The organism is Aquimarina penaris, from assembly GCF_040786285.1.
GTDB lineage: Bacteria > Bacteroidota > Bacteroidia > Flavobacteriales > Flavobacteriaceae > Aquimarina.
Window position 1 is genome coordinate 873,310 of record NZ_JBFMKQ010000001.1, and the last position, 11,923, is coordinate 885,232.

Consider the following 11,923-nt stretch of genomic DNA (forward strand, 5'->3'; position numbering starts at 1 on the left):
TGTTAAGAAACCGAAAGAGGTTGGGTTATATTTATTTAATAGTTCACACATATTAAATAATTTAAATAAACTCTTACAACTAAATGAAAACACTAAACAATTTTAAAAAGTATGTATTAATAGCGGCATGTACTATAGTCATTACATCATGTGAAAAATCTGAAGTAGATACGGAGATTAATACCATCGAAACCACAGAAGAAGTAGTTACAAAAACCGTGAAACCTTTTTTACACATGAGTTTTGACGCTGATGTAAGCGAGGAAGAAGCTTCTGCACTATTTAATAAAGCAGTTGAAGAATATTACCTTAAAGAAAACGACTTTAGTAAAAGATCTACAAAAAATTGGGTATATAGAATAACAACCAGAACCGGAAACGGTAAATATGATGGCACAGACGGAGCTGTAAAGTCTACAGTTCGTTTTCGCACAAATACGGGTTGGCATCACTGGACGGTATATTTAAACAATCCAGGTAATGATCGAGAAAAAGGAAAAACCGATTATTATGGTATTGACATTACATTTGATCAATCTTTGCGTTGGGTTGAATTAAGTTCAGCATCAATTAGCCTAAAGGGAAAAGACAAATGGGTGTTTAATAAGTTTAAAGTAGATATGACCAAACTGATGCAGCCGGGAAATGAAAGTAGTTATTCGGGGGGTTCACTTTTAGAACCTGTTATTAATCCTGCCGGGTCATTAGATAACAACTCTACCAATGGATGGGATACATGGGACTCTAGATACGACTCTGCAAACAACGGTTATGGGGTGGGTAGAATTGCCCTAAAGCAACCAAGCAACCCTCCTGGAGACGTGGGATCAAATTAAAAAAGGTAGTATTCTTTTTTAATGTAACTGCAATCGCATATACACCGGAAAGTGATCACTGTATCCTCCGGTGTATTTTTTTCCGACGTAGGTTCTAAATGGATTTCCTTTGTAGCGTCCTTTGTATATTTTAAGAAAATCATCATCAAAGATTGATGCGTCAGAAAAACAATGCTTCCCCTTTTCATATTTATGGAAATTATGGCTAAAGATAATTTGGTCAAACAAGTTCCACTGACTTCTATAATTGGTACTACCACTATATCGAGTAAGCAATCGTTCCATAGGATTAAAAAGATCATTTTGAACCAACTCTTTAATACTTTGGCTAGAAGGATCATCATTAAAATCACCCATGATGATAATTTTTGCATCTGCGTTATGTGAGGTAATTCTGCTAATTATTTCACGATTTTTTTCTGCAGCTACTACACGCTTATATGAGGTAAGTTCTGCTCCATCTCGTCTTGATGGCCAGTGATTTACTAAGATGTGAATCTCTTCTTTGTTTAAATTACCAGTAACCCATAAAATATCGCGGGTATAATCCCGATCTCCTTTTTGGCTATCCACCAAAACCGGAATGTTTTCTGAATGCGTAACTTCAAAATATTCTTTTTGATAAAGTAATCCAACATCAATACCTCTTTCATCCGGAGAATCATAATGAACAATACCGTAGTTTTTATTTTTTAAATGTTTAGAGTCAATCAGGTTTTCGAGAACTCTCTTGTTTTCTACTTCTGCTACACCAACCAATACAGGAGCTTTACCGGTTTTAGAGAAACCAATATTAGAAATTGCTGTGCCTAATTTGAAGATTTTTTTCTCATATCTTTTGCGGTTCCATCGTTTTTCAGAATCAGGTAAGAAGTCATTATCCAGTGTATAAGGATCGTCTGTGGTGTCAAATAGGTTTTCGAGGTTGTAAAATGCTACCGTAAAATGATTAGTATTTTTTTTACGGAAATAAAATTTGTTAGCCATAGTATATAATTTTATAATAAACCCTTAATGCTATTCAATTCTGAGTGTATAATTATTGTACTTTTGTACACCTGATTAAAGGCACAATATAGTAAATTAAGGCATAGAAGATAATCTTATTTAATGTTAGAACAGAAGGAAATAGCATACGAGAAAACAGTACTAATAGGAATCATAACCAAAACCCAGGACGAAGAGAAGTTAAATGAGTTTTTGGATGAGTTAGAGTTTCTTACTTACACTGCAGGAGGTGAAGTGGTGAAGAGATTTACTCAAAGAATGGACATCCCTAATTCTAAGACATTTATAGGAACAGGTAAGCTAGAAGAGGTTAGGATATATGTTGAAGAAAATGAAATCGGAACCGTTGTTTTTGATGATGAATTATCTCCAGGACAGCTTCGTAATATAGAGCGAACCCTAAAAGCAAAAATCATCGATAGAACCAATCTAATTCTAGATATTTTTGCGCAACGTGCACAAACAAGCTATGCCAGAACACAAGTAGAACTAGCACAATATCAATATTTATTACCACGTCTTACGGGTTTATGGACTCACTTAGAAAGACAACGAGGAGGTATAGGAATGCGTGGTCCGGGTGAAACCGAAATTGAAACTGACCGCCGTATTGTAAGAGATCGAATTTCTTTGTTGAAAAAGAAACTACTAACCATTGACAAGCAAATGGCAACACAGCGAGGCAATCGAGGTAAATTGGTTCGCGTTGCACTAGTGGGATATACTAATGTGGGAAAATCTACATTGATGAATGTCGTTGCTAAGAGTAAGGTATTTGCCGAGAATAAACTTTTTGCAACGTTGGATACCACAGTACGAAAAGTGGTTATTGGCAACCTTCCGTTTTTACTTAGTGATACCGTAGGTTTTATAAGAAAACTTCCAACACAATTGGTAGAAAGCTTTAAAAGCACACTAGATGAGGTAAGAGAGGCTGATCTGCTATTGCATGTAGTAGATATTTCTCACCCTCAATTCGAGGATCATATAGCATCAGTAAACAAAATACTTGGAGAGATTGATTGCACAGATAAGCGATCGATCATGGTTTTTAATAAAATTGATGCCTATACCCATGAAGTGATTGAAGCTGATGATTTGACCACAGAAAAAACCAAGGCACATTATACACTCGAAGAATGGAAACATACCTGGATGAACAGAATAGGGGATAGTGCCTTGTTTATTTCGGCAATAAATAAAGAAAATATCGAAGAGTTTAGAAAAAGAGTATATAAAGAGGTAAGAGATATCCATGTAACGCGGTTTCCGTATAACAACTTTTTATATCCCGAAATTGTAGAAGAGTAAGATTAAAATTTATAATCAAGGCCAATACCTAAAACTTGTCGTATTTGAAACGCCGCAGTAGCATTATCATCATAAATGCTCTGAAATATAAAGCTGCTGGAAATATAGCGGTTTACCTGAAGATTTATGTTGAGTGTATAATCTAAATCGATATTAGCCGGGTCTTCAATATAGTTTGAATATAAATTCAGGATATTTTCTATGGTAAAGTTTTCACTTACAGAAAATTTAATATTTGCAGCAATTGCCCCACCAAATTCAAATCGAGTACTTTCTCCAGCATCAACCCCAAAGTAATCCCCATCTATATACCCTTCGACATTCGTAAACTCTTTGTCAACAAAGATCATACGAGAGGTAACTGGTGCAATGTTAATAGTAAGATCATCGCTTTTTTTCCAAAGCAACCCTGGACCAGCTTGTATAAATGCAGGAGAGAAAAAATGAGTTTCTTCGATACGTATGGTTTCATCAGTGTCTGGGTCAGTTTCAAAACGAAACCCTTTATCAAACTGGGATAAAAAATTCGCAAAAAATGAATAGTTCCAATTACTTTCTCCAATACGTTGCCCAATTCGGCTATTAATTTCGATTCGATCATCTGTTTTTCTGGCAAAATCCTCGTCTTTCAAAAACGATAAACCATAATCTGCATTGATTTTGTTTTCCCAGGAAAAGCTTTTTCTTTTATAATTGAAATTATATTTTACAGAACTATTACCAGATACATTAGAGGTTCCACCCCCTTGCCAATCAAAATTAAAGGCGGATTGGTTGAATAGTAAAGAAAACTGGCCTTTAGTCCTCCAACCATCCTTTTCTTCTTCTTTTTTCTCTTTTGGTTTTGGTTTTATCTCATTAAGGGTTTCTTCTAATACTTTTATGCTAATATCTACAGGCTTATTTTTGATGAGGTTTTTAAGTGATAACTTTAAAGAATCTGTTACGGCTTTTTTTATAGAATCTTCAGCAGACATAGCCTTACTTTTCTCTTCTTGCCCAGAAAGATTTATTACAAAAGAAAATAGAAATACGGTTAAAAAAAACCTGCTCATTTGATCTTTATTGCAGAGGTAGGGCACAAAGATAAGAGATGCTTTTTGCTTTATCAAATGATGAAACAACAGATTTCAATGAATTAGATTATATTCGTAAATCGCTAATAATTTTGATTGTGAAAAAATGAAAATAGAATTAGTAAAAGCAAAAGAAACAGATAAGAATTTTTTACTCGATCTAAGAAAATTAACCATGGTTAAACATCTAGAAAAAGCAGGAATTTATTTATCTGATGAAGAACATGTTGCTAGGGCTCACGATTTTTTTGAAGCGACTCAGATACTAATAAATTCTTCAGAAAGAATAGGAGTTTTAAAGTGTTTAGAGACACAAAACAGTATAGAAATAGTGCAGCTCCAGATTTTACCACAGTATCAAGGGATGGACATAGGAAAAGGCATAGCAAATGATGTAATTTCTAAGGCACAATCGAAAAATAAAAGTGTGACTTTGAAGGTGCTAAAAGAAAATCCGGCACGATATCTTTATGAGCGAATCGGTTTTAAAATAACCGGAGAAGATCAATATGAGTTTCACATGAAAAAAGAATGGTCGGGAACATCTTAATAATTAGGTTAATTACCTTGGTTTCTAGAGCATCTTACACGTTAATTTAGGAGGCTGAAAAATCAAATTTTCTAGATAGCTTTTTTTATAAGAAAGTTCAATATATTTGAGTATGCTTACAATCCAGAATGTTTCTTTTGCTTACGATACACAACCAGTATTAAAAAATATAAGTTTCTCTATTAAAAGAGGGCAACATGTTGCGCTAATTGGAGCTAGTGGTTGCGGAAAAAGTACCTTGCTTAAGGTCATTTACGGGCTTTTACAAAGTAAAGAAGGAGCATTGTTTTGGGAAAAAGAAGAACTTTTGGGACCAGATTATAACCTCGTTCCTGGTCATGAGCATATGAAATATATTTCTCAAGGTTTTGAGTTACAACCCTATCGTAGTGTGGCCGAAAACATTGGTCAATATCTCTCTAATTTTGAACTAGAATTAAAGCAAGGTCGCGTACAAGAATTGCTTGAAATCGTAGAGATGATAGAGTTTGCCAATACCAAAGTAGAAAACCTAAGTGGAGGTCAAAAACAAAGAGTTGCTTTGGCCAAAGCGCTTGCCAAAAGGCCCGAATTATTATTGCTTGATGAACCTTTTCATAACATTGACAACTTTAGAAGAAATTCGTTACGAAGAAACCTGTTTAGATATTTAAACCGAAACAACATTACGAGCATAACCGCTACCCATGACAAAACAGATGTTTTATCTTTTACAAACGAAACAATTGTGATCAAACAAGGCGAAATTATGACCAAAGAAGACACCATTAAATTGTATAAAAACCCATCAAATTATTATGTGGCTTCTCTTTTTGGTGAAGTAAATGAAATACAAATTTCTTTGTTTACTAATTCAAATGATGACTCTACAATACTTATCTATCCTCATGAACTAAAAGTAGATGCAGAGTCAAAGCTAAAAGCCAGGGTTAAAAACGCGTATTTTAAAGGAAGTCATTATTTGATTGAAGCTGTTTTTAACAATACAATTATCTTTTTTGAGCACCCTGCTAAACTAAAATCTCCAGAAATGATCGGAGTTCAGGTTACCCCTGAAGCACTATCCAGAATAAACGATAAGAATTAAGCAGTACGATTTATTTTTATGATTACTTAAAAGTATGCTTTATGTATTCTTTTATTGCATAATGTATGCTTAATGTACCCTTAGTTAGCCATATAATCTACGTTATCGTAATACCATAACTTTTAACTAATTCACTAATCATCAAAAGTAGTATTATGAAACGTAAACTGATTGTGTTAACCCTCTTGGTTACCCTATTTTCTGTTAACAGTATTTTTTCACAACAATGGAACCCACGACATCCAGGATGGACCGATAGTTTCGCAGCCAATGGTTTTTGTTGGTGTAATTCTAGCAACTTTGATCATGGGATTGGCACTAAAACTGTAGCCATTAATGGCGCCCCTTTTAAGATTATTGACATCTGTGATGAATTAAAAAAGCACCCTTTGTTTAGAGCGTTTCAAAATGGTGATGCTCCGTATAATGATATACAATGTGGAAATGGACCTGCTAATGATGCTCCAGATGAAACCGGATGTCCGGGGCGTACAGATTTGGGACCATCGGGATGTAATCAGATTGGGCCAAAATGGGATATGAATTGGTTAGAAGGCAGGCCAAGATTTGGAGGAGATACAGGAGGAGGTGACAATAATGGTCCCAACACATCTTTTAATAGTCCATTAAATAACGCTTCTTATCAAGCTCCTGCAACGATTACAGTTGATGTTAAAGCTACAGATAATGATGGAGTAAGTAACGTAAAGCTATATATCAATAATTCTTTCATTAGACAAGAAAACGTAAACCCATATGAGTGGAACCAGAACAATCAAGATGAAAAGCTTAAGAATTTAAGTATAGGCACTTATACTCTCAAAGCAGAAGCGACTGATAAAAAGGGAAATATAACTACCAAAACCATAACTATTATTGTAGATGATAATGGAGGAGGAAACAATGGTGAAGGTGTTACAATCAAAGGACAAAGCATTAATAAATATGTAAGCTCTGAAGGAGGATCCAGATCCATGCGAGCCAATCGTAATACAGTAGGAACAGGAGAACAATTTACAGTACAATCTGCCGGTAACGGAACGGTTAGCTTTAAAGGGAATAATGGTAAATATGTGAGTTCAGAAAATGGAAATAAAGCGATGAACTGTAATCGTAATGCTGTAGGATCCTGGGAAAAATTCATATTAGAACCTCTGGGAGGTGATTTGTATGCTATCAAAGGGAATAATGGCAAGTATGTAAGTCATGAAAATGGTAGAGATATGGGGGTTTTCTGTAATAGAAATGCGATTGGATCCTGGGAAAAATTTATCATTAAAGATCTTAATGTGGGTAATCTTAACACACTAAACGGTACATCTTTTGCGGTGCAACATGTTAGCGTATATCCCAATCCAGTTATTAAAGGAAATGATGTTAGTGTTCAAGTTACACTACCTCAAGACGTTCTTTCTTCGATAGAAATTATGGATTTAAATGGAAAAAGTATTGTCCAACGTAGTTTAGGTGTTTTAAGAGCGGGTACCATATCAATTCCTTTAGACAGTTTAAGAAGTTCTGTTAAAACAAATGGGCTGTATTTAGTAAAAATCACATTAGGAAAAAACACGATTGTTAAACAAATTATGATTGAGTAATCCAATTGTAATATTCATAAAAAGTAAAGCAGAAACACCTTTGTGTTTCTGCTTTACTTTTTGTTTGATAGCGCTGCTCTATTCGTATTTATTTAATTTCATCTCCTTTCCATCAAAAACGGCATAGGTGTAATGTATAATCCAATCTCCTAAATTGGTATATCGAGATTTTTCATTTAATTCAATTTCCATGGGTAAATGGCGGTGTCCAAATACAAAATGATCCCTATGTTTATCTTCAAGCTTTTTTTTGCAATATTGTACTAGCCATTCATTGTCCTCACCAAGAAAAGTAACATCTTCATCACCAGAGATTAACTTGTTTTTTACCGAAAGATATTGTGCCAATTTTACTCCTAAATCCGGATGCAACCATCTATATAACCATTTGGCAAATGGATTAGTAAAGACTTTTTTCATTCGTTTATAGCCTTTATCACCAGGGCCTAATCCATCTCCATGACCTATAAAAAAAGTAGTTGTATTAAAGGTAAATTCCTGAGGGGTGTGATATACAGGGATATTAAGCTCTTCTTCAAAATATCCATTCATCCACAGATCATGATTGCCTACAAAATAATATACAGGGATTCCAGAATCTGTAATCTCTGCCAATTTACCCAAAGTTCTTGTAAATCCTTTAGGTACTACAGTTTTATACTCAAACCAAAAATCAAAAAGATCACCAAGCAAAAAAATGGCTGCGGCATCTTTTTTAACCTCATCTAACCATCGTACAAATTTTTGCTCTCTGGGAAAACTCTTTTCTGAAGTAGGAGCACCCAGGTGGTTATCGCTGGCAAAGTATATTTTTTTCCCTTCCGGAAGATTCATAGTGCTAATTTGGAAGTAAAGATAATAAAACAATAGCACCTCATAAGTCTATCTGATCTATGAGATTTATTTGTTATCTGAGGCATACCACTCTGCGTAAGATGTTTCAGTTTCCTGAAGTTTTAAAGAGTGTAGTTTGATATTTTCTGGTAGTCTAGCTTTGATTTTCTTCGCAAAGTCGATGACCATATTTTCGCTAGTGGGTTGATAATCTACTAAAATCACATTATGCCCTCTTTCTTGAAGCTCTTTGGCTAATTCGATGTGCGGCGTGTTTTTATTAAATACTGTAGCATGATCAAACACATCTTCTATATCTTCTTTAACGATTTTTTTGAGGTCACCAAAATCGATAACCATACCCAATTTTACATGTGATGTATCTGTGATAGGGCTACCAATGACCGTAACGCTTAATTTATAGCTATGCCCGTGTACATTTCTACACTTACCATCATAACCATATAAGGCATGGCCCGTTTCAAAAGAGAACTGTTTGGTGATTCGTATATTACTCATACTTTACGTTGTAATTTTTGCAAAGTTACGGAAGATTACGTTCTATTTCTTAAATTTTTCTAATGCTTGTTTAGTAAATTCTGAAAGCACCAATTCTCCAGAAATTGCTGCCCGTTCTATTAGCAACTCATCCCAATGATCAGTTCCTTGCCATGTAGCTTTTTTCATTTGTTGCAACGCTGTTGGGTTATAACTTGATAAATTTTCTGCAAATAGTTGTATTTCTTTGTCTAATTCTGGGATATTAGGAAAAACTCGAGAAAACAATCCTTTCTCTTTGGCCCAATAAGCGTTTTTCCATTGTGATGCATCCCAAGCCAAGGCTTCAAATGCGGCGAGTCCTATTTTTCGAGACACAGCAGGTTCGATAACAAAAGGACCAATACCAATAGTAAGTTCACTTAATTTTACCGATGCGGCTTCTGTAGCTAAACAATAATCACATGCTGATGCCAACCCTACACCACCTCCTACAGTTTTTCCTTGTATTCTACCTATAATAGGTTTTTTGCATTTGCGCATTGCATTAATCACATTAGCAAACCCAGAGAAGAAATATTTACCCTGTTGAAGATTAGTTATTGCTACCAATTCATCAAAAGAGGCACCAGCACAAAATGCGCGATCACCTTCAGACTTCAAAATAATAACATGTACAGAGTTATCAACAGATAATTGATCGAGGGCTTTAGTCAATCTTGCCAATAATTCTGATGGAAACGAATTACTGGCTGGATGCCCAAACTCTACGGTTGCAATGTTATTTTCGATATGAGTATATAAACTTCCGCTAGTTCTTGATGTCATTATGATTGCTTTTTTCGCATAAAAATAGTTAATATCTTATTAACTATTTATCTCTGGGAGCTAATGTGTTGATTTTGTGTTAAAAACTAATAATAACTACAGAGTGGATTTTGAATAGTAACTAATCAACTTGATTTATATTTAACATATGTTAGAACAATTCTTCGAAAAACACAGATTAAAAATAGGGGTGCTTTTAATGGTTTTGTATACCATAATAATTCTATTTGTTAGTATTTGAAAAATAGACCCATATCCTTACTAATTAATCTATCCGCCTTTTTTTATAACATCAGAAACCCTAAGTTTCTGAAATGTTTACTCGATAATCGAGATTTAAATGCTCCGAGGCTTGCCTCGAAATCAAAATTATTTTCCAACCAATGCCTTGCGGGCTTGTTCCGAGGTAGTTTACTTTCTCTAAACACCTTCTAAATAATATAAATAGGGGTAAGAAAATAGGCAATTATATAACTGTATTAATAATACCTCGTAAATAGTAGAACTATATCTTAAAAAAAGAAGTATACAATGGTAGTACAGTTAGTTGCAAGCAAAAATGAAAGAAAAGAACGTAATGATCAATTAAACCACGCTTCAAATTTTATTAATAAAATAGCCCTTCCGGTACGTGATGGTATTCTTTTTCTCACGGTAGACGACATTATTTGCTTTGAAGCGGATGGGATGTACACAAAAGTACATTCAAAATCAAAAGGAGTAATTCTAATAAGCAAGCCTCTTAAGCATTTTGACAATTTAATGAAGAACAAACCCCTGTTTTTTCGCCCTCATCGCTCTTTTTTAATCAACTTAAATCATATAAAACAATTCATAAAAAAAGATGGAGCATATATCGTTATGGAAAATGAACTTGCTGTTTCTATTTCAAAAGAAAAACGTGAAGAGTTTCTTGAACTCATGTATTATTAATACTAAAATACATCTATAGATCTTGATTAAGACCAGCCATATTGATCTTAGAAATACATTTTTACAATTTTTTAAGCTCAAAATGTTAAATTTTGTTAAAAAATAGTATATTTGCTGCTTTAAATCAGTGAGTTAGCAATTTGCTGATTCAAAAGTTTCTCATTAATTCGCCCCAGTAATGCAGGAATACAAAGACATATATTACAATCATTTTTCTAAAAAACGAGGCCCTTTACCTCCTCAGTTTAATAGGAATGATAACTTCATGATGCGTTTTAAAACGCAATTACCATATTATGGATACAATGAAAACAGTTTAACAATCATCTATTTCAAAGAAGGTGTTGGAGATCTTGTTGTAAAAGACAAAAAGGTAAAAGTTGATGGAAATAAGTTCATCGTTTCCAATCCAAGTTATGGTTGGGAATATTTCAATAAAAGTGAAGATTATATTGATGTACTTAGTTTTGCTATTTCTGATGATCTTATTGCAAAATTTAACTTCTTTGCTTTTGCTTCAGAAGAACAATTGCTTAGTGTACCCCTAGAGAAAATAGAGCAAAAATCTTTTTTTATAGAAAAGATATACAATGCTGATCACTATCCTTCCGGAAGGTTATTAAAACAAATCCACCAACAGAGTCTTACGAGCAACTACGAGTACCTCAACCCTCAAGAACTTACTATAGAGGTATTACAGGCTATTTATCAAGATCAGTTTAGGGCATACCGCATGGCAGATCAAATCGTGGCCACCAAAGCTTCTACAAAAATTGAAGTTTTAAAAAGGCTTTTGGTTGCTTATGAATATATTCATGATAATGCTGAACGTAAAATAACTATTGAAGACCTCTCGCAAGCTGCAGCTTTGTCTGAGTATCATTTGTATAACTCATTCAAAAAGGTTTTTGGTAAAACCCCTCATCAATATGCAATTAGTCTAAAAATGAGAAAGGCCAAAGATTATATTGATATAGGCCATATCAATATTTCAGAAATTGCCGATATTTTGGATTTTCCCGACCTAGCATCGTTTAGTAAATTATTTAAGAAAACATATGGTTGCTCGCCAGCTAATTATAGAGCAGCATAAAAAATGACAAGCAGAGTTATTGTACTCGTATTAGTATTCATAACATGGTTTGGCAGGGCCTAAAGTGCTTAAAAAAGATATATGGATCCTCATCTTCTAATGGATCAATGTCTTTGGCTTATGCTATAGGAGTATCACGATAATTATTCATAGTTCCTCAAGAAAATTTGATCAACAATTCTTTTGTTCAAACTAAACCTGCTCTTTCTTTTAAGTTATCAGTCGATAGTCTACTCATGTTTAGAAGTCCAAAACTTAATTTCAGAAACCT

Annotated in this window: 12 protein-coding genes; 7 read left to right on the forward strand and 5 right to left on the reverse strand. The window is 34.1% G+C overall.

What is annotated here, in order from left to right; all coding sequences use genetic code 11:
• The first annotated feature begins 83 nt into the window (after nt 1-83).
• Entirely contained in the window at nt 84-836 is a 753-nt protein-coding gene (locus tag ABW637_RS03495; protein ID WP_367583245.1) for a hypothetical protein, read from the forward strand.
• Nucleotides 837-854: 18 nt separating this feature from the next.
• Here the strand turns inward: ABW637_RS03495 and ABW637_RS03500 are convergent, their stop codons facing one another.
• Nucleotides 855-1,823 carry an endonuclease/exonuclease/phosphatase family protein gene (locus tag ABW637_RS03500; protein WP_367583246.1) on the reverse strand — a complete coding sequence of 323 codons (969 nt, stop codon included), beginning with the start codon at nt 1,821-1,823 and terminating at the stop codon, nt 855-857.
• Between the two features lie 123 nt (nt 1,824-1,946).
• Between ABW637_RS03500 and hflX the strand changes: the two genes are divergently transcribed.
• Nucleotides 1,947-3,155, forward strand: a complete 1,209-nt coding sequence (gene hflX / locus ABW637_RS03505; RefSeq protein WP_367583247.1) for a GTPase HflX — start codon at nt 1,947-1,949, stop codon at nt 3,153-3,155.
• A gap of 2 nt (nt 3,156-3,157) precedes the next feature.
• On the opposite strand, the gene ABW637_RS03510 is transcribed toward hflX, so the two are convergent.
• On the reverse strand, nt 3,158-4,210 hold the full coding sequence (locus ABW637_RS03510) for a DUF3078 domain-containing protein (protein ID WP_367583248.1): 1,053 nt from the start codon (nt 4,208-4,210) through the stop codon (nt 3,158-3,160).
• A gap of 127 nt (nt 4,211-4,337) precedes the next feature.
• Between ABW637_RS03510 and ABW637_RS03515 the strand changes: the two genes are divergently transcribed.
• From ABW637_RS03515 to ABW637_RS03525, 3 genes are all read left to right on the forward strand, one after another.
• Nucleotides 4,338-4,781, forward strand: a complete 444-nt coding sequence (locus tag ABW637_RS03515) for a GNAT family N-acetyltransferase (RefSeq protein ID WP_367583249.1) — start codon at nt 4,338-4,340, stop codon at nt 4,779-4,781.
• Between the two features lie 112 nt (nt 4,782-4,893).
• Nucleotides 4,894-5,868, forward strand: a complete 975-nt coding sequence (locus tag ABW637_RS03520) for an ABC transporter ATP-binding protein (protein WP_367583250.1) — start codon at nt 4,894-4,896, stop codon at nt 5,866-5,868.
• A 155-nt stretch (nt 5,869-6,023) separates the two neighbouring features.
• Nucleotides 6,024-7,466: an Ig-like domain-containing protein gene (locus ABW637_RS03525; RefSeq protein WP_367583251.1), complete on the forward strand. Its 1,443-nt coding sequence runs from the start codon at nt 6,024-6,026 to the stop codon at nt 7,464-7,466.
• A 78-nt stretch (nt 7,467-7,544) separates the two neighbouring features.
• On the opposite strand, the gene ABW637_RS03530 is transcribed toward ABW637_RS03525, so the two are convergent.
• The 3 genes from ABW637_RS03530 to ABW637_RS03540 form a co-directional block, all read right to left on the reverse strand.
• On the reverse strand, nt 7,545-8,300 hold the full coding sequence (locus ABW637_RS03530) for a UDP-2,3-diacylglucosamine diphosphatase (RefSeq protein ID WP_367583252.1): 756 nt from the start codon (nt 8,298-8,300) through the stop codon (nt 7,545-7,547).
• A gap of 66 nt (nt 8,301-8,366) precedes the next feature.
• Entirely contained in the window at nt 8,367-8,819 is a 453-nt protein-coding gene (locus ABW637_RS03535) for a 6-pyruvoyl trahydropterin synthase family protein (RefSeq protein ID WP_367583253.1), read from the reverse strand.
• 42 nt (nt 8,820-8,861) lie between these two features.
• Nucleotides 8,862-9,626, reverse strand: a complete 765-nt coding sequence (locus tag ABW637_RS03540) for an enoyl-CoA hydratase/isomerase family protein (protein WP_445012712.1) — start codon at nt 9,624-9,626, stop codon at nt 8,862-8,864.
• 531 nt (nt 9,627-10,157) lie between these two features.
• Between ABW637_RS03540 and ABW637_RS03545 the strand changes: the two genes are divergently transcribed.
• Nucleotides 10,158-10,559 (forward strand): LytR/AlgR family response regulator transcription factor, encoded by a 402-nt coding sequence (locus tag ABW637_RS03545; protein WP_367583254.1) that lies wholly within the window; start codon nt 10,158-10,160, stop codon nt 10,557-10,559.
• Between the two features lie 178 nt (nt 10,560-10,737).
• On the forward strand, nt 10,738-11,652 hold the full coding sequence (locus tag ABW637_RS03550; RefSeq protein WP_367583255.1) for a helix-turn-helix transcriptional regulator: 915 nt from the start codon (nt 10,738-10,740) through the stop codon (nt 11,650-11,652).
• The last annotated feature ends 271 nt before the right edge of the window (nt 11,653-11,923 follow it).

Coding starts and splice junctions, on each gene's coding strand:
- ABW637_RS03545 (WP_367583254.1), top strand. CDS start 10,158: ATGGTAGTACAGTTAGTTGCAAGCAAAAATGAAAGAAAAGAACGTAAT.
- ABW637_RS03540 (WP_445012712.1), bottom strand. CDS start 9,626: ATGACATCAAGAACTAGCGGAAGTTTATATACTCATATCGAAAATAAC.
- ABW637_RS03520 (WP_367583250.1), top strand. CDS start 4,894: ATGCTTACAATCCAGAATGTTTCTTTTGCTTACGATACACAACCAGTA.
- hflX (WP_367583247.1), top strand. CDS start 1,947: ATGTTAGAACAGAAGGAAATAGCATACGAGAAAACAGTACTAATAGGA.
- ABW637_RS03515 (WP_367583249.1), top strand. CDS start 4,338: ATGAAAATAGAATTAGTAAAAGCAAAAGAAACAGATAAGAATTTTTTA.
- ABW637_RS03550 (WP_367583255.1), top strand. CDS start 10,738: ATGCAGGAATACAAAGACATATATTACAATCATTTTTCTAAAAAACGA.
- ABW637_RS03510 (WP_367583248.1), bottom strand. CDS start 4,210: ATGAGCAGGTTTTTTTTAACCGTATTTCTATTTTCTTTTGTAATAAAT.
- ABW637_RS03500 (WP_367583246.1), bottom strand. CDS start 1,823: ATGGCTAACAAATTTTATTTCCGTAAAAAAAATACTAATCATTTTACG.
- ABW637_RS03495 (WP_367583245.1), top strand. CDS start 84: ATGAAAACACTAAACAATTTTAAAAAGTATGTATTAATAGCGGCATGT.
- ABW637_RS03535 (WP_367583253.1), bottom strand. CDS start 8,819: ATGAGTAATATACGAATCACCAAACAGTTCTCTTTTGAAACGGGCCAT.
- ABW637_RS03525 (WP_367583251.1), top strand. CDS start 6,024: ATGAAACGTAAACTGATTGTGTTAACCCTCTTGGTTACCCTATTTTCT.
- ABW637_RS03530 (WP_367583252.1), bottom strand. CDS start 8,300: ATGAATCTTCCGGAAGGGAAAAAAATATACTTTGCCAGCGATAACCAC.